13 protein-coding genes are annotated in these 17,704 nt (G+C 65.3%); 4 read left to right on the forward strand and 9 right to left on the reverse strand.

Annotation, left to right across the window (positions count from 1 at the left end):
- Window positions 1–4: 4 nt before the first annotated feature.
- From pdxA to ACR9YP_RS28460, 4 genes are read right to left on the reverse strand one after another with little or no spacing between them, the layout of a single operon-like run.
- Window positions 5–1,042, reverse strand: coding sequence for a 4-hydroxythreonine-4-phosphate dehydrogenase PdxA (pdxA, locus tag ACR9YP_RS28445; protein ID WP_438109065.1), 1,038 nt, complete (start codon window positions 1,040–1,042; stop codon window positions 5–7).
- Window positions 1,039–2,145 carry a four-carbon acid sugar kinase family protein gene (locus tag ACR9YP_RS28450; protein WP_438109067.1) on the reverse strand — a complete coding sequence of 369 codons (1,107 nt, stop codon included), beginning with the start codon at window positions 2,143–2,145 and terminating at the stop codon, window positions 1,039–1,041. Before ACR9YP_RS28450 ends, pdxA begins: the two co-directional genes overlap by 4 nt.
- On the reverse strand, window positions 2,142–3,587 hold the full coding sequence (locus tag ACR9YP_RS28455) for an FAD-binding oxidoreductase (protein ID WP_438109068.1): 1,446 nt from the start codon (window positions 3,585–3,587) through the stop codon (window positions 2,142–2,144). The genes ACR9YP_RS28450 and ACR9YP_RS28455 overlap by 4 nt, the downstream gene beginning before the upstream one ends.
- Window positions 3,588–3,614: 27 nt before the next feature.
- On the reverse strand, window positions 3,615–4,535 hold the full coding sequence (locus ACR9YP_RS28460) for a dihydrodipicolinate synthase family protein (RefSeq protein WP_438109069.1): 921 nt from the start codon (window positions 4,533–4,535) through the stop codon (window positions 3,615–3,617).
- A 102-nt stretch (window positions 4,536–4,637) separates the two neighbouring features.
- On the opposite strand from ACR9YP_RS28460, the gene ACR9YP_RS28465 reads away from it, so the two are divergent.
- A complete protein-coding gene (locus ACR9YP_RS28465; protein ID WP_244551149.1) occupies window positions 4,638–5,489 on the forward strand; it encodes an IclR family transcriptional regulator in 852 nt (283 codons plus the stop codon).
- Between the two features lie 14 nt (window positions 5,490–5,503).
- Here the strand turns inward: ACR9YP_RS28465 and rnz are convergent, their stop codons facing one another.
- Genes rnz through ACR9YP_RS28485 form a run of 4 tightly spaced genes read right to left on the reverse strand, consistent with a single transcriptional unit; the run spans window position 5,504 to window position 10,062 of the window.
- Entirely contained in the window at window positions 5,504–6,406 is a 903-nt protein-coding gene (gene rnz, locus ACR9YP_RS28470) for a ribonuclease Z (protein WP_438109071.1), read from the reverse strand.
- A 29-nt stretch (window positions 6,407–6,435) separates the two neighbouring features.
- Window positions 6,436–7,419, reverse strand: a complete 984-nt coding sequence (locus ACR9YP_RS28475) for an antibiotic biosynthesis monooxygenase (protein ID WP_474217654.1) — start codon at window positions 7,417–7,419, stop codon at window positions 6,436–6,438.
- Window positions 7,420–7,434: 15 nt separating this feature from the next.
- Window positions 7,435–8,832 carry a guanine deaminase gene (gene guaD / locus ACR9YP_RS28480; protein ID WP_438109074.1) on the reverse strand — a complete coding sequence of 466 codons (1,398 nt, stop codon included), beginning with the start codon at window positions 8,830–8,832 and terminating at the stop codon, window positions 7,435–7,437.
- Window positions 8,833–8,847: 15 nt separating this feature from the next.
- Window positions 8,848–10,062 (reverse strand): multidrug effflux MFS transporter, encoded by a 1,215-nt coding sequence (locus ACR9YP_RS28485; protein WP_438109075.1) that lies wholly within the window; start codon window positions 10,060–10,062, stop codon window positions 8,848–8,850.
- 522 nt (window positions 10,063–10,584) lie between these two features.
- On the opposite strand from ACR9YP_RS28485, the gene ACR9YP_RS28490 reads away from it, so the two are divergent.
- Window positions 10,585–12,093, forward strand: a complete 1,509-nt coding sequence (locus ACR9YP_RS28490) for an amidase (RefSeq protein ID WP_474217655.1) — start codon at window positions 10,585–10,587, stop codon at window positions 12,091–12,093.
- Between the two features lie 9 nt (window positions 12,094–12,102).
- Here the strand turns inward: ACR9YP_RS28490 and ACR9YP_RS28495 are convergent, their stop codons facing one another.
- Window positions 12,103–12,708, reverse strand: coding sequence for a TetR/AcrR family transcriptional regulator (locus ACR9YP_RS28495; RefSeq protein WP_091888566.1), 606 nt, complete (start codon window positions 12,706–12,708; stop codon window positions 12,103–12,105).
- Between the two features lie 201 nt (window positions 12,709–12,909).
- Between ACR9YP_RS28495 and ACR9YP_RS28500 the strand changes: the two genes are divergently transcribed.
- Window positions 12,910–14,154 carry an efflux RND transporter periplasmic adaptor subunit gene (locus ACR9YP_RS28500; protein ID WP_438109077.1) on the forward strand — a complete coding sequence of 415 codons (1,245 nt, stop codon included), beginning with the start codon at window positions 12,910–12,912 and terminating at the stop codon, window positions 14,152–14,154.
- A gap of 177 nt (window positions 14,155–14,331) precedes the next feature.
- Window positions 14,332–17,520 carry an efflux RND transporter permease subunit gene (locus ACR9YP_RS28505; RefSeq protein WP_474217656.1) on the forward strand — a complete coding sequence of 1,063 codons (3,189 nt, stop codon included), beginning with the start codon at window positions 14,332–14,334 and terminating at the stop codon, window positions 17,518–17,520.
- The last annotated feature ends 184 nt before the right edge of the window (window positions 17,521–17,704 follow it).

Below are 17,704 nucleotides of genomic sequence, written 5' to 3' on the forward strand. Positions count from 1 at the left end.
GATCTCATGACTTGGATGCGGAGGCGCCGGCGGCCAGCCGCTCGGCATAGTCGATGGCCTCGATCAGGCTGTGCTCGTTGGCAATGCCCTTGCCGGCGATGTCGAAGGCGGTGCCGTGATCGACGGACGTGCGGATGATCGGCAGGCCCAGCGTGATGTTGACGCCCGAGAGCTCCTGCCAGCGGCCGGTCGCGGGATCGACCTGGAAGCCGAGCAGCTTGACAGGGATGTGGCCCTGGTCGTGATACATCGCGACCGCAGCATCGTACTGTCCGGCGCGCAGCTTGACGAAGATGGTGTCACCCGGCACGGGGCCGACAATGTCGAGACCGTCAGCGACTGCCTTGGCGATCGTCGGCGCCGAGACATCGATGTCCTGCCGGCCGAACAGGCCGCCCTCGCCGGCATGCGGATTGAGCGCGGCGATCGCGATCTTCGGCTTTTCGATGCCGAGCCGACGCAGCGCGTCGTTGGTGAGGTCGATCACCATGCGCAGGCGCTCCGGCGTCAGACGCTTCGGCACGTCCTCCAGCGCCACATGCGTCGAGACGTGGCTAACGCGCATGTTGCCATGGGCAAGCAGCATCACCGAGCCGCGCACGCCGGTGAGATGCGCGAGCATCTCGGTATGTCCGGGGAAATGATAGCCGGCCTTGTTGAGGGCTTCCTTGTTGAGCGGTGCCGTGACGATGGCCGCGGTGCGGCCCGCCTGCGTCAGGCGCACGCCCTGCTCGATCGCCTTGTAGGCAAAACGGCCGCCATCAGCGCTGAGCACGCCGGGCCTGATGGGATCGCCCTCGGCGTCGGCCTGGAGGAAGCACAGATTAGGCCAATCGCGATCCTCGTCGCTCACCTCGGGGATGGCAATGTCAGCGCCGAGCGCGGCCTTTGCGCCATCAAGCGCCGCGCCGCTGCCGATGATCAGCAGGCGCAGATCGCCCTTCGTGATTCGGTCCTTCAATCCGACGCAAGCCTTGACGATGATCTCCGGTCCGATCCCGGCGGGATCACCCATGGTGATGGCAAGATGACGAGAGGTCATGTCGGACTCCTCATGTTGAGCAAATGATTGTCCCGAAGCAGATCGCGCCAGAGTTCGCTGGGTCCGAATGCACCGGACTTCGAGATGACATCGACGCCGGCCCACTGGCCGCCCTGCAAGATCGAGCGCGGCAACCCCGGCACGATACGTCCCGTCACCTGGAGCGCATGCGCGCCAAGGGCAACGCACGCGGCCTTCAGGGTCTCGCCGCCAGCAACAATCAGCGTGCCCGGTGGTTCGAGCGCCGCGATCAGTGCCGTCATTTCGCGCGCGATCCGCTGCGCCGCCTCGGCGCGCGTCAGGCCGTCGGCGAGCGAGAATTTAACCAGTGCCACGGCGTCATCGGCCAGCTTGCGCCGCACAGGCGCCGCGCCCTCGCCTTCCGCAAGCGCGATGGTTGCCTCGCCGCACGCAGCCAGCTGAGACGCAGTCGCGGGCTGATCCGAGCCGAACAGCCCCAGCACCGGCAGCTTCAATTGGGTCGGCGCAGCGGCGTCATGGCTGCGGGCGAGCGCGCCGGCGAGCCCACCGCTGCCGCACCATAGCACGGGTCCCGGCATGCGCTGCCCCATCTCGACGATACGATCGAGGTCGATGTCGCTTTCGGCGTCGAAGACCTGAACGCCGCCCTGCGACAGCGTGTCGGCCCCGCCCTGCCGCGCCTCGATGCCGTCCTGCTGCAGCTGGGCCAGGAGATTGTCGCCGACGCGGAGCCACTCGCCTTGCACCGTGCGCGCAAATTGCTGGCCACCCGCGGTGCGGCGCCCCTGATAGTCGAAGGCGGGCGCGACCACGCAGGACGCCCAATCGCCGCTGCGCAGGCAGGCGTCAAGCTCGGCCGCCCACGCGCCGCGAAGGAGGCTATCGACCTTCTTGTAGGCGATCGTCGCCCCGCGGAGCTGCGCTGCCAGTCGTCCGACGATCTCGATGCTCTCGGCTTTGGAGCGTTCGCGTGTGCCGCTGTCGATCGCCAGGCTTTCAGAGTCCTGCCCCGCAAACGCCTCTGGCCACGTGACGTCGAACGGCCCGCACAGACCGACGAACTCCGCCGCGGTGTCGAGCGCACCGGTAAGGTCGTCGGCAAGAAGACGGACGCTCGTCATCGTCGCGCGCCTCCGGCATTAAAGATCTTGCCCGGGTTCATCAGGCCATTCGGATCGAGCAGTTGCTTGATGTCACGCATCAGCTCGATGTCGAGAGGATCGGTGACGCGCGCAAGCCGGCCGCGATTCGTAATGCCAATGCCGTGCTCGGCACTGATGGCTCCGCCTTGCGCTGCGGTCTCGTCATCGACGATCTCGTTGATCTCGGCCACCAGCGCGGCCGTTGCAGCGGGGTCCTGACAAAGCGCGCGGTCGATCAGCGCGATCACGTGGATATTGCCGTCGCCGATATGGCCATGCATCACGACGCGCGCATGCGGCACGGCAGCCTTGATCCGGGCCTCGACATTGGCGACGAAGGCCGCCTGACGCTCCAACGGCACCACGCTGTCATGCGACACGACATAGCCGCTGCGCTTGTTGCCTTCGGACACGCTGTGCCTGACCGCCCAGATCGCCTTGGCCTGCGCCAGGTTCGACGCCAGGATGACGTCGTCAGTGAGCCCGGCCTCCATCGCCTCCGCGAGCACCGTGGCGAGCGGCTCGTTGAGGTCAACGCCTGCGAGCGTGTCGGTCAGCTCGACGATCAGATACCACGGCGTCGTCAACTCGAATGGGATCGTGACATGCGGCACGGTCTCCGCAATCGCCTCGATTTGCGAGCGCGACATGATCTCAAGGCTGCCGAGCCGGTCGCCGACCGCGCCGCGCAGACGCTGCATGATCTCGAGCGCCTGCTCGACGCCCTGCAATTTCAGCAGCGCCAGCGCGGAGCTGCGCGGCGGTGCAAACAGTTTCAGGACCGCCGCCGTGACGATGCCGAGCGTGCCCTCTGCGCCGATGAAGAGCTGCTTGAGCGCGTAACCGGTGTTGTCCTTGCGCAGCGCGCGCAGGCCGTTGAAGACACGCCCGTCGGGCAGCACGACCTCCAACCCGAGCACGAGGTCGCGTGTCGGTCCGTAGCGAAGCACTGCCGTGCCGCCGGCATTGGTGGAAATGTTGCCGCCGATCTGGCAAGAACCCTCGGCACCCAGGCTCAAGGGAAAATAGCGATCGACGCTCCGAGCTGCGTTCTGCACCTCGGCGAGGATGCAGCCGCCTTCCACCGTGATCGTATTAGCGAGCGGGCTGACGTCGCGCACGGCCCGCATGCGGTCGAGCCGGATCACGACATTGCCCGCACGATCGTCCGGCGTCGCGGCCCCGCACATGCCGGTGTTGCCGCCCTGCGGCACGATCGCAAGCTGCCTTTCCGCGCAGTATTTGACGACGGCGGCGACCTCAGCGGTCGAGCCAGGTTTCACCACCGCGACCGCGCGACCGTGATAGCGGCCTCGCCAGTCCACCACATAGGCCTCCTGGTCGGCTCTGGAGGCGATGACGTGCTTGTCGCCGACGATGGCGGCGAGCCCCGACAGCGCATCCTGGAAAGAGTCGGACATCGGATCGCCTCGTCGCCGGCCTCGCGGCTAAATGGCGGCTGCGAATGCAGTGGCATCCGCAAGCAGCTCTTTCACGTGAGCCGATGGCAAGGATTCCAGCGGCGGACGCAGCCGCTGCCAGCCGGCATGGCCGGTGCGCTCGGCCACCAGCGCTTTGAGCGAGGCCATCTGCGGGAAGCGCGAGACCAATTCGCGTGCCCTGACGATGCGCGCCTGCGCCGCCTTGAGCGCTGCGTCGTCGTCGCTGTCGCGAAAATGCTTGTAGACATAGGCAAGGTCACGCGCCACGAGATTGGACGTTGCAGTGATGCAGCCGGCGCCGCCCTTGCGGAGCAGCGGCAGCAGCAAAGGATCGGCGCCGACCAGGACCGAAAAGCCGGGAAAGCGTTCGACCATCGCGGTCATGTTGGCGAAATCACCGGAGGAATCCTTGATGCCGGTGAACGTCGCTGGATAAGCCGCGCGCAGCCGCTCGATCAGCGCATGCGAGATTGGCTGCGCCGACATCTGCGGGATGTGATAGAGCACGACCTTGAGCTTGGCATCGCCGATGCGCTGCACGACCTCGCTGTAGGACGCGAAAATGCCGTCGTCGCTAACGCCCTTGTAGTAGAACGGCGGCAGCATCACCACGGTGTCGACGCCGACCGAGAGCGCATGACGCGTCAGGGCGATGGTCTCGCTGAGCGCGGTGACACCAGTGCCCGGCAGAAGCCGCTGCGGCGCGATGCCGGCGGCGACCACCGCTTCGAGCAGCGCGGTGCGCTCAGTGGCCGAGAACGAGTTCGCCTCGCCGGTCGTGCCGAGCAGCGCGATGCCGTCGCAGCCTTCGTCGAGCAGATAGCGGCAATGCGCGACGAAGCGCGCATGATCGGGGGCGAGCTCGGCATCGAGCGGTGTCAGCGCGGCGGAGAACACACCATGAGGGTGCAGCGATGATGTCGACAAACTTCCTCCGATCGTCAAATCGATGTTGTTCGGAATGCGAACATTTGTTATTGGATTGTCCCGTCGTAAAATCAGCTTGCCGCCACGTCAAGGGGACATGTCATGGCGAGACATTCGAGCATGGCCAAGGTCGAAAAGAAGGCCACGAAACGCGTATCGGACACTGACGCGAAAAATCCAAAGAATTACGTCGCTTCCGTCGGCAAGGCCTTTGCCGTGCTCAAGAGCTTCACCAGCGAGGCCTTCGAGCTGACCCTGAGTGAGATTGCCGCACGGGCCGACCTCGATCGCGGGACGGCGTTCCGCCTGATCCAGACCTTGATCGAACTCGGCTACCTCCAGGCCGTTCCGCAGAGCCGCCGGTTCCGCCTCGGCGTTGCCTGTCTCGATCTCGGCTACACCGTGCTGTCGCACGGATCGCTGAGGCCGATCGTCGAGCCGCTGCTGCGCGACCTCGTGCCTGACGTCGGCGATGCGGCTTCGCTCGGCATCCTCGACGGCGGCGACGTGGTTTATCTCGCACGGGTCGGTGCGGGCCTCGACCGCCACAAGATGGATCGTCGGCCGGGCACGCGGATTCCCGCCTATAGCGCGGCGCTCGGCCACGTCATGCTGGCGCATCTGGCGCGGGACGAGCAGATCGCACGGCTGGAGTCGCGACCGCGCGTCAAACTGTCGGAGCGAACGCTCACCGATCTCGACGCCCTGCTCGCCCGGCTCGATCAGGTGAAGAAGAAAGGGCACGCTGTCTCCGACGGCGAGAACGCCTATGGCCTGCGCACGCTGGCAGCGCCGATCTTCGACGCCCAGGGTCTCGTGATCGCCGGATTGAGCGTCACCATCGATGCGGTGCGCATGGACATGCCGGCCTTTCGCGACCAGGCGCTGCCGCGCCTGATGCAGGTGACGCGCCAGGTGCAGGACCTCGCCATCAAGTCCGGATTGACGAGCTGAACGGCTTCTCGAGGCTAGATGGCAATGCGATCGAAGTCGGCAGCGATCCGGGTGTTCGGAAAAATCCTGGCTGCCTCTGCAAGGACCTCATCGTCCTCATAGCGGCCCGACTGATGCGTGAGCACGAGCTGGCCGACGTTGGTCGCGGCCGCAAACGCAGCCGCATCGCGCGCAGTGAGGTGCCCATAGTCCCGCGCGGTCGATGCGTCGCGATCGAGGAACGTTGCCTCGATCACCAGCAGATCGGCACCAGAAACGTATTTGGAGAGGTCTTCGGTGGTCTCGGTGTCGCCGATCACGACGAGCTTCCTGCCGCCGCTCGGCGGTCCCAGGACGTCTTCCGGATCGATCGTTCGATCGGCGATCACGACTGGTCGTCCCGCGGCCAACTCTCCGCGCATCGGCCCGTCTGGAACACCAAGCTCGGCAAGGCGCTCCGGCCGAAGATGGCGGCGTGCGGGGCTCTTGAAGGAAAAACCAAAACTGTCGGTGTCGCGATGGCGAACCGGAAAGCAGTCGATGGTGAAGTCGCCGGCGACCATGACCTGCCCTTCGGTCAGGGCTGAGAACTCCACCGCGATCGGCGCCCTGCCAGCACCCCACAGGCCCGCAAGCATCCGGATCACGAGATCGAGCGTGCCCTGCCCGCCATGAATGGTCATCACGTCGGCGCTCTGCCGTAAGCCCAGCGTCGAAAAGAGACCGGGGATGCCGAGCACGTGATCGAGATGGGCATGCGTCAGCAGGATGCGGTCGAGCCGCCGAAAGCCGGCACCACTGCGCAGCAACTGGCGCTGCGTGCCCTCGCCGCAATCGACCAGAATGCGCTTACCCGCCGCCTCCACCAGGAGCGCCGGATGGTTGCGCTCCACCGACGGAACGCTGGCCGAGGTTCCGAGAAACGTCAGGGCGAACATGGTCGTCACGTGTCCAGTTGTGGACGGTCTCACCGTCCCCAATGCCACGCGATCAGTAGCGCGTACAGGCCCATCGACGCGGCATAGAGCGCGGCAAGGAGTGCATATCCTGCGATCTGGCGTCCGATCTTCGCCTTCGGCGAGATCCACCAAACGAGCGCCCTAAAAGCGGCAGGCACTAGCCACCAGCCGAGCAGCTGGGTGCTGACGAGATTGCCGACGAAGAGCGACAGCCAGACCGGCACGCCGTGACTGTCGATCAAGGGCGCGCTGATGAAGTAGCCCCAGAGGTAGACCACGGGATAGAGCACCAGAAGGACGATGAGGTTGCTCTTCCAGATCAGGCCAGGCCCTTGCTCCGGAGCCTGCGCCTTTCCGGCCGGGAACCAGAAATTGAAGCCGTAGCTCGCCCGCTTCACATTCATGCCGGCGTTGAAGCGCTCGCCTTCCCGCAGCAGCGACTGCCGCAACGGCGAGTCCAGCCATGCATTGAGGTTGGCATCACTGTCGAACGACAGGATGATGATCCATTCGTCGTGCAGGCCTGGAATCGGCCGCTCGATCTTGTGGCGCAAAAATCCCTTGAACTCGGCTTCTGCGGCCTGGATGCGCTGCTGCCATTTGAGGAAAGCGTCTTCGAGTCCGTCCGGGACCTTGAAGGAGATCACGGCGGAGACTGCGCTGTCGCGCTGCACGCCGGTGTCGGGCAGGATGTGGACGTCCTCCGAACCGACGAAGAAGCGCTGCACCTCTGCGATGAGCCGCGCCCGCACATCGCTCTGAAGCCAGGCGCGGGCCGCGGCCGGGCTCGCAAAGCGCAGGATCGTCACCCAGTCGACATGGGCCGGCGGCTGGGGCGGCACCACCTCCTGGCTGAGGAAGCCGGGCCAGGCCTTGAGCGCCTCGCCGACCTCGCCGTTCCACCGCGCGAACGCGGCAAAGCCATCGTCGGCGATGCGGCGCTGGATCACGAGGGCGACCGGCTGGCCGGCCGTGTCAGAAGATGCGCTCATTGGCAGCGGTCCGCCTCAGTCCTTCTTGTAGAGACGCTTGCCCATCACCCAGGTCTCGTCGACGCAGCGATCATCGCCGACCATCATGACGGCGAACAGCATGCTCGCGGCCTCGTCGATCGTACGCGGCCCGGCACCGTCGGCGATCAGCGACTGGTGCCACGCTTGCGCGACTTGCCCGCCGTTCGGATCGAGCGCGACGAAATCGGCCTCCTTGCCGGGCTCGAAATTGCCGAGCTTGTCGTCGATGTAGAGACCCTCGGCACCGCCGAGGGTGATCGACCAGAAGCCGCGATACGGCGAGAGCTTGTTACGCTCGGCCTCGGCGAGATCCTTGCGCGTCGGATCAATGCTGCCGTCGAGCAGCGTGTTGTTGCACATGCCGACCTTGTAGGCGTCGTCGAGCACGGAGATCATCGAGAAGCGGTTGCCGCCGCCGACGTCGGTGCCGAACGACATCTTCACGCGATGCTCCGGATCGGTGGCGCGGCCGAGGCGGAACAGGCCGCTGCCGAGGAACAGGTTCGAGCACGGGCAGAACACTACCGCCGCGCCCTTCTTCGACATGCGGCCGAACTCGTTGTTGGAGAGATAGACGCCGTGGCCGCCGGAGAATTTCGGGCCGACGAGGTCGAACTTCTCGTAGACGCCGAGATAGTCCTGGCAATCCGGGTGCTCGACGAGCACGCCACTGCATTCGGCCGGGTTCTCGGAGATGTGGGTGTTGACCCAGCAATCCGGATGCTCGTGCTTGAGGCGCTGACACGCCCTCAGCAGGTCCGGCGAGGCGCCGAAGGCGAAGCGCGGCGTGATGGCGTAGAGGTTGCGGCCCTTGTTGTGGTACTGCGCGATCAGCCGCTTGCTATCGCGATAGAAATTCTCCGGGGTATCGATGAAATCGGCCGGCGCGTTGCGATCGATGCCGGTGAGGCCCGCGATGACGCGCATGTTGCGGCGGGCCGCTTCCTCGAACAGTTCCTCGGTTGAAACAGGCGACGAGCTTGTGAAGGCCTGGCAGGTGGTGGTGCCGGACGCCAGCAGCGCGTCGAGGAAACGCTTCACGCCCTCGCGTGCATAGTTGCGATCCCGGTATTTAAGCTCTTCCGGATAGACCCACTTCTGGAGCCACGGCAGCAGTTGCTCGCCATAGGCCCCGAGCACGCGGGTCTGCGGCAGATGGATGTGGCCGTCGATGAAGCCCGGGACGATGATGCGGTCCTTGATATGGGTGATCTCAACGCCCGGATGCGCGGCGGCGACCTTGTCATAAGGGCCGAACGCCTTGATGATGCCGTCGGTGACAACCATGAGGCCGTCCTGGTGAAAGCGCGCGGCGGCCTGCTCGTTGCCGATGTGCTTCCAGGGATCGTCGACGAAGTCGAAGAACGTGCCGCGAATACCGATGGTGGTCATGATTTGGTTCCTTCCTCAATTCTGTGTGGCGTGGCGCGCCGAGGGCAGCGAGATCGCAAGCAGCGTGCCCGCGATGGCGCAGAGGCCAAGGTAGAGCCCTCCGATCGGTGCCTGGGTCGCCTCGGGCAACACCGCCGCGATTGCCATGGCACCACTCACGGCGAGGTAGCAGAGCGAGCTGATGAGGCCGCCGATCAGGCCGTGGTCGCGCTCGAACAGGCCGAGCGCCATGCCGTACATCATCGGGCACAGCACGCCGCAGCCGCCGAGCACCAGCGCGCCGCCGATCGTGATCGACGCAAGATCGAGACCAAGGACCATGCCGGTTGCGGTCAGGAGCGCGGCGCCGGCGAGAAACAGCGCGAAGGCGCCGAAGCCCAGCACGCGGGCCGGCATGAAGCGCACGAAATGCGCGCAGCCGAGCTCGCCGGCGAGATTAACCCCGCCAAGTCCCAGTGCGACGAGGCCATAGATGGCCGCCGAATAACCAAGGCCGGTCTGGTAGAAGAACGGCGCGACGACGCCGAACGCCAACTGCGCGCTGGCTGTGGCAGCAAACACCAGCACGAAGGCGAGGAAGCCCGGGCGAACGAGAGCCTCGCGCAGAATGCCGGCGGTGCGGCGCGGATCGAACGGCGCTCGCCGCTCCGCCGGCAATGTTTCCGGCAGCAGTAGCATGACGATCGCGGCGACGATTGCCGCGGCGATGGCAATGACGACGAAAACTCCGCGCCACGACGTCAGCTCGACGATGAAGCCGCCGGCTGCAGGCGCCAGCACGGGCGCGAGACCCCAGGCAGCGCCAAGCAGACCGGAGATCGCCGTGAGCTCGCGGCCACGAAAACAGTCGGCTCCGACCGCATAGGCAACGACGAGACAGGTGCAGCCGCCGATGCCTTGCAGGAAACGCAGCGCAAGCAGCAGCGATGCGCTGGTGGCCAGCGCGCAGGCAACGCTCATCGCGATGAGCACCGACAGCCCTGCGAGCAGGACGTTGCGACGGCCAAGCGTATCGGAAGCGATGCCCACCGGCACCAGTGCGAGAGACATGCCGAGCATGTAGGCGGTGACGGTGTTCTGCATCGAAGCCGCGTCAGTGGCGAGGTCCACGACCATCTGCGGCAGGCCCGGCGTATAGGCATCGAGCGGAATCTGGCTGAACGGCACGACGCACAGCAGGATCGGCACGATCCCCTTCGCGCGACCGGCGTCCGACGCAACTGCAGTCATGGCTTACGCCCCCTCGATGGCCGCGGGCCTGTCTTTTCGTGCGCGCAATGAGATGCGACGATGCAGGCTGCGGTCTTGACGCGTGGAGCGTGCCAGAACTGTGTATAAAAACTCTTAGGCGTTCCCGTATCGGTACCGATTTTGACTGGCCGACGTTGCGATCTTTGCTGCCAGCCGGGCGCTTAAACAAAAAACGCGAAAACAACCCCATGCACAGTACAAATCATTGAAGAATTTCGCACCACGCCGCGCGAGCCCTGCGCGGGGGAACGTTTGACACGTCGGGCAAAGCAGGCGCAGAATTACATGATCGCCGATTGTGAATTCGCAAGTCGAGCCGGCGCCGTTAACCGCTCAGAAGGCATCGCGGATCGCGACCGCCTCCGCCCCGACCGGCGGGCAGATCTGGTTCCCACAACGGCCGCCTTCTCATCCCATTCCCGAGATTGCATGTTCGATCCCCCGGACCAGTTCGCGGCCGGAAGAGCCTCGACACGACGATGAGAGACCATGGAGACCGTGATGCAACGAGCGCCGGCTGCAGATGCCGCTGACTTGGACTACGGCTCGATCAGCGCACTGCTGAGCGCCCTGCACGCGCGCAAGATCTCCGCGTCAGAGCTGCTCGCGCATACGATTGCGCGCATCGAGGCGCTGGACGGGCAGATCAATGCCATCATCGTCCGCGATTTCGATCGCGCGCGAGACGCCGCACGCGCCGCCGATGCCACGCTTGGCCGCGGCGAGCGGCGGCCGCTCCTCGGCATTCCCGTGACCATGAAAGAGCCGTTCAACGTCGCCGGCCTGCGGACGACATGGGGCTTTCCGCATTTCAGGGATTTCCAGCCAGCGGAGGACGCCCTGGTCGTCTCGCGATTGAAGGCGGCGGGCGCCGTCATCATCGGCAAGACCAACATCCCGATCGGCTTACGGGATTTTCAGAGCTACAACGATATCCATGGGACGACGAACAATCCGTGGGACCTCGGCCGGTCGCCCGGCGGCTCCTCAGGCGGATCGGGCGCGGCACTGGCCGCAGGGTTCGGTCCGCTCTCGATCGGCTCGGATATCGGCGGCTCGATCCGGGTGCCTGCGCATTTCTGTGGTGTATTCGGACATAAGCCGAGTCTCGGCCTGGTCCCGCTGCGCGGATACAGCCTGCCGCCGGCACCGCCCGTCCCTAGCCAGGGGGACCTGGCTGTCATTGGGCCGATGACGCGGACTGCCGCGGACCTGGCGCTGGCGCTCGACGTGATTGCCGGCCCCGACGAGACGCGCGACGGGATCGGCTATCGCCTGACGCTTCCTGCTCCGCGACATGACCAGCTCAGGGATTTCAGAATCCTCGTGATCGATACCCATCCGCTGATGCCGACGGGCGAGGCCGTGCGTTCAGCCATTGGACGTTTGACCGAGCGGATCGAACGGTCGGGCGCACGAGTCGCGCGTTCAAGTGCGTCGCTACCCGATCTCGCCGAGTCCGCGCGGCTCTACATGAAGCTGCTGAACGCAGCGCGAAGTCCACGCCTGACACCGGCCGCCCTCGCAGAGGCGCAAGGCCTTGCCGCCGCGTTGACGCCCGACGACCGCAGCCTGGCGGCCGAACGCGCACGCGGCTGGGCCATCATCCATCGTGAATGGCTGGCGACCGACGCGGCCCGTCTGCAGCTGCAACAACGGTGGCATGAGCTCTTCCGCGAATTCGACGCGGTGATCTACCCGGCCGCTGCCGTGCCGGCCTTTCCACACGACCAGTCCGAGCCGTTCGATGCGCGGCAACTCGACATCGATGGAAAGCTCTATCCTTACGTCGATGCGTGCTTCATCTGGGCAGACCCCGCTTCGACCTGCGGACTGCCGGCAACCGCCGTTCCGATCGAGCGCACACCTGCGGGCTTGCCGATTGGCGTGCAGATCATCGGCCCCTATCTCGAGGACCGCACGACGATTGCGCTGGCTGGCCTGCTCGAGCGCGAGTTCGGCGGCTTTGTGCCGCCACCGTCACTGCCCTCAACGCAATTCGCGAAATAGCAAAGGCCGTTACGTTTTGTCGGCCGACTGCGCCTCGACCGCCTCTACGGCGACGCTCGCGACCTGCCGCAGCGCTTCGCGGTCCGCGCCTGAGGACGCCATCACGCCCATGCCGACCGCGACGGCCGAAACATAGCGCGCGAGCGCGGCGGGATCGGCGCCTTCCCTGAGATCGCCTTCGGCCTTGGCGCGAACAAAGCGGTCGCGGAGCTGGTCCTCGTTCTGGGCGCGGCGGGCGGCGAGCTCGAAGGGGACGTTCTCGGAGCCGGTGCCGCAGGCGATGCCGCCCTGCACGAGCAGGCAGCCGGGCGGGTTGGCGGGATCGGTCTGCTTGTCGGCGATACCCATCAGCATCCGCTCGGCGACGGCGCGGGCAGTCGGTGCTGCCACCACCTCGTCCATCCAGACGCCCCGCAGCTTGGTGTAGCGGTCGAGCGCAGCCTTCAGCAGGCCTTCCTTGTTGCCGAAGCAGGCGTAGAGACTGGGGGGATTGATGCCCATGGCCTCGGTGAGCTGGGCAATGGTGGCGCCCTCATAGCCGTGGCGCCAAAACACTTCCATCGCCTGGTCCAACGCCACCTCGGCGTCGAATTCGCGGGGGCGTCCCATGCCCATCTGCCTCTCTCCTCCGAATTCGCGTTCTGCTGGAAGCTTAACGCCAAATCCTATCTATTTGTTCTAGCTTTATTTTCTCTGCCGTCTTCCAATTCTTGCGGTATGCAGCTACAATTTTCTTAGCGAACGGTACATAAGTATCTTGCGCTGCGATATCCAGCTCCACATCTGTAGTGAACACTACATATCTGGAGCGCGCAAATGCCCCCCTCCCAAAATACCGCCCGCACCGGCCGTTTTCGCCGCCTTCTCGGTGGCGTCGCCATCGTGGGCGCCCTCGCCGTGGCCGGTTCGATCGCGACCGGTCACTATTTTCGTACGGCCCAGGCGACCGCACCGGCTGCCGCGGCCGAACAAGCCGTTTCCGTCACCGTCGCGATGATTGAGCCACGGCAGACCGTGCTGTGGGACGATTTCTCCGGCCGGCTCGAGGCGATCAACCGTGTCGAGCTGCGCCCGCGCGTGGCTGGTGCGATCCTGTCGACCAACTTCACCGAAGGCGCGCTGGTGAAGGCCGGCGACGTGCTGTTCAAGATTGATCCCGCGCCGTACGCGGCCGAGGTCGACAAGGCCGCCGCCCAGCTCGAGGCCGCCAAAGCGCGCGTCGTCTTCACCCAGAGCGAGCTCGAGCGCGGCGCGCAGCTAGTCGGCAACGCCGTGGTGACGCGGCGCGATTTCGACCAGCGCGAGAATGCCAATCGTGAAGCGATCGCCAACGTGAAGGCGGCCGAGGCAACGCTCCAAACCGCAAAGCTCAATCTCGACTACACCGAGGTGCGCGCGCCCGTGGACGGTCGCGTCGGCAAGATCGAGGTCACCGTCGGCAATCTCGTCGCCGCCGGCACCGCCTCCCCGGTGCTGACCTCGCTGGTCTCGATCAATCCGATCTACGCCTCGTTCGATGCGGACGAAGAGGTCGTGCTGCGCGCGCTGAATTCCATTGCAGATGGCTCCGGCCGGCGCGGCAAGCTCGACCAGATCCCCGTGGAGATGACGACCTCCGGCGGCCTCTCGGCCAAGGGCCACATCCAGCTGATCGACAATCAGGTCAACGGCCAGAGCGGCACCATCCGCGTCCGCGCGGTATTCCAGAACGACGACGGCCGCCTCATCCCCGGCCAGTTCGCCCGCGTGCGCATGGGGCAACCGAAGCAGCAGACGCTGGTGATGATCGACGAACGCGCGATCGGCACCGACCAGGACAAGAAGTTCGTGATGGCGGTCGGTGACGACAGCCGCGCCGTCTACCGGCCAGTCACGCTCGGCGGTGCCGTCGATGGGCTGCGCATCGTCACCGCGGGCCTGAAGTCCGGCGACCGCATCGTGGTCAATGGTTTGCAGCGCGTGCGTCCCGGCGCCCTCCTCAAGACGGAGGTGGCGGCGATGGGAGCGCGAGGGCCGCAGCAGGCATCCAACCACAGCAATCAGGACGTGGTGCAACGCTAGTTACGTCGTTCCGGTTCGCGCGGCTTGTCGAGCCGAAGCTCGAAGAGCGAAGACGGAGCCGCGCGCCCGGAATGACGAAGTCATAACGACCAAGACATCGCATCTCGATTCCGGGTTCATGGGCGACACCTGCGTCCCGGACAACGGGAGAGTTGTCTCTCGCGCAGGGGCAAAGCCATGAATCTCTCAAAATTCTTCATCGATCGTCCGATTTTTGCCGGCGTGCTGTCGGTCCTGATCTTCCTCGCCGGCCTGATCTCGCTGTTCGCAATGCCGATCTCGGAATATCCCGATGTCGTGCCGCCGTCCGTCGTGGTGCGCGCGACCTATCCCGGCGCCAATCCCAAGGTTATCGCGGAGACGGTGGCGACGCCGATCGAGGAGCAGATCAACGGCGTCGAGAACATGCTCTACATGTCGAGCCAGGCGACCACCGACGGCGCGATGACGCTGACGGTGACGTTCCGCCTCGGCACCGACCCCGACAAGGCGACGCAGCTGGTGCAGAACCGCGTGCAGCAGGCCGAGCCGCGCCTGCCCGCCGTGGTGCGGCAGCTCGGCATCATCACCAAGAAATCATCGCCCGACCTCACCATGGTCGTGCACCTCTTGTCGCCGAACGGCCGCTACGACATGACGTATTTGCGCAACTACGCCGTGCTCAACGTCAAGGACCGGCTGGCGCGGATCGACGGCGTCGGCGACGTGCAGCTTTATGGTGCGGGCGACTATTCGATGCGGGTCTGGGTCGATCCGCAGAAGGCCGCCGAGCACGGCCTGACCGCGAGCGACATCGTCAAAGCGATCCAGGCGCAGAACGTCGAGGCCGCCGCCGGCGTGGTCGGCTCCTCCCCGAACGTCAGGGGTATCGACCTGCAACTGTCCGTCAATGCCGAAGGGCGGCTCGCGAATGAGGAGCAGTTCGGCGACATCGTGGTCAAGACCGGCGCGCGCGGTGAAGTGGTGCGGTTGCGCGACGTCGCGCGCATCGAGCTTGGCGCCTCCGAATACGGCCTGCGCTCGCTGCTCGACAACAAGCAGGCGGTGGCCATTCCGATCTTCCAGGCGCCGGGCTCCAACGCGCTGCAGATCTCCGACAACGTCCGCGCCACCATGGCCGAGATCAAGAAGAACATGCCGGAGGGCGTGTCCTACCAGATCGTCTACGATCCCACCCAGTTCGTGCGCTCCTCGATCGAGGCTGTCATCCACACGCTGCTGGAAGCGATCGCGCTGGTGGTGCTGGTCGTGATCCTGTTCCTCCAGACCTGGCGCGCCTCGATCATTCCGCTGCTGGCCGTTCCGGTGTCGATCGTCGGCACCTTCGCAGTGATGCACGTGTTCGGCTTCTCCATCAACGCGCTCAGCCTGTTCGGTCTCGTGCTCGCGATCGGCATCGTCGTCGACGACGCCATCGTCGTTGTCGAGAACGTCGAGCGCAACATCGAGGCCGGGCTGTCGCCGCGCGATGCCACGTATCAGGCGATGCGTGAGGTTTCCGGTCCGATCATCGCGATCGCGCTGGTGCTGATCGCGGTGTTCGTGCCGCTCGCCTTCATCTCCGGCCTCACCGGACAGTTCTACAAGCAGTTCGCGCTGACGATCGCGATCTCGACCGTGATCTCCGCTGTCAACTCGCTGACGCTGTCCCCGGCGCTGTCGGCGCTGCTGCTGAAAGGCCATAACGAGCCGAAGGACCGGCTGACGCTCATCATGGAAAAGAGCCTTGGCTGGTTCTTCCGTGGCTTCAACAAGGCCTTCACACGCTCCTCGGAGAACTACAGCGGCAGCGTCACCAGGGTGATCTCGGGCAAGGCCGCGGTGATGGGCCTCTACGCGGTGCTGGTCGGCCTCACCGCCCTCTTGTTCCAGCAGGTGCCGAGCGGCTTCGTGCCGGGCCAGGACAAGCAATATCTGGTCGGCTTCGCCCGCCTGCCCGATGGCGCGACGCTCGATCGCACCGAAGAGGTGATCCGCAAGATGAGCGACATCGCGCTGACCCAGCCTGGTGTCGAGAGCTCGGTCGCCTTCCCGGGCCTGTCGATTTCCGGCTTCACCAACTCGTCCAACGCCGGCATCGTGTTCTCGACGCTCAAACCGTTCGACGAGCGCAAGGATCCCTCGCTCAGCGGGCCCGCGATCGCGGCCGAACTGAACAAGAAATATGCCGGGATCCAGGAAGCCTTCATAGCCATGTTCCCGCCGCCGCCGGTCAACGGTCTCGGCACCATCGGCGGCTTCAAGCTCCAGATCGAGGATCGTGCCGGTCTCGGCTATGAGGCGCTGAACGAGGCGACCAAGGCGTTCATGGCGGCGATGCAGAAGGCACCGGAGATCGCCGGCGTGTTCTCGAGCTTCCAGGTCAACGTGCCCCAGCTGTTCGCCGACATCGACCGCACCAAGGCGCTCCAGCTCGGCGTGCCCGTGACGGAGGTGTTCAACACGCTCCAGATTTACCTCGGCTCCTACTACGTCAACGACTTCAACAAGTTCGGCCGCACCTATTCCGTCCGTGTGCAGGCTGATGCGCCGTTCCGCGCTCGCGCCGACGACATCAGGCAGCTCAAGGTGCGCTCGTCCTCGGGCGACATGGTGCCATTGTCGGCGCTGCTCAAGATTCGCCAGAGCGCGGGGCCGGAGCGCGCGATCCGCTACAACGGCTTCCTGTCCTCCGACATCAACGCGGCGGCTGCGCCCGGTTTTTCGTCGGGCCAGGCGCAGGAGGCGGCAACGCGGATCGCGGCGGAAGTGCTGCCGCCGGGCTTTGCCTTCGAATGGACCGACCTGACCTATCAGGAGTTCATCGCCGGCAATTCCGGCATCTGGGTGTTCCCGCTGGCCATCCTGCTGGTGTTCCTGGTGCTGGCCGCGCTCTATGAGAGCCTGACCTTGCCGCTCTCGATCATCATGATCGTGCCGATGGGCCTCTTGGCAGCGATGTTCGGCGTCTGGATCTCCAAGGGCGACAACAACGTCTTCACCCAGATCGGCTTGATCGTGCTCGTCGGCCTGTCGGCCAAGAACGCGATCCTGATCGTCGAATTCGCGCGCGAGCTCGAATTCGCAGGCCGCACGCCGATCCGCGCCGCGATCGAGGCGAGCCGGCTGCGGCTGCGCCCGATCCTGATGACGTCGATGGCGTTCATCATGGGCGTGCTGCCGCTGGTGCTCTCGACCGGCGCGGGCTCGGAGATGCGGCGCGCCATGGGTGTTGCCGTGTTCTCCGGCATGATCGGCGTCACCGTGTTCGGCCTGTTCCTGACGCCGGTGTTCTATGTGCTGCTGCGGACCGTCACCGGCATGAAGCCGCTGACGCATCACGGCAGCGACACCAGCGCGGCGCCGGTCCAGACTGTGGGTCACTAGATCAGGGAAATCCTCAAGAGCAGCAACACACGAGCACGGTCTTGCGAAAGACCGTCTCGTTGACGTGATGAAAGGCGATCACGCCGGCCGCGGAGCCGGCGACCGGCGCCATGATTTTGCTTCGCAACATGATGCGACGTCCGCCGGAGGCGCATGGCGAAAGAGGATGGAGAAGGACCAGATG

It is taken from the genome of Bradyrhizobium sp. BR14999, from assembly GCF_056106085.1.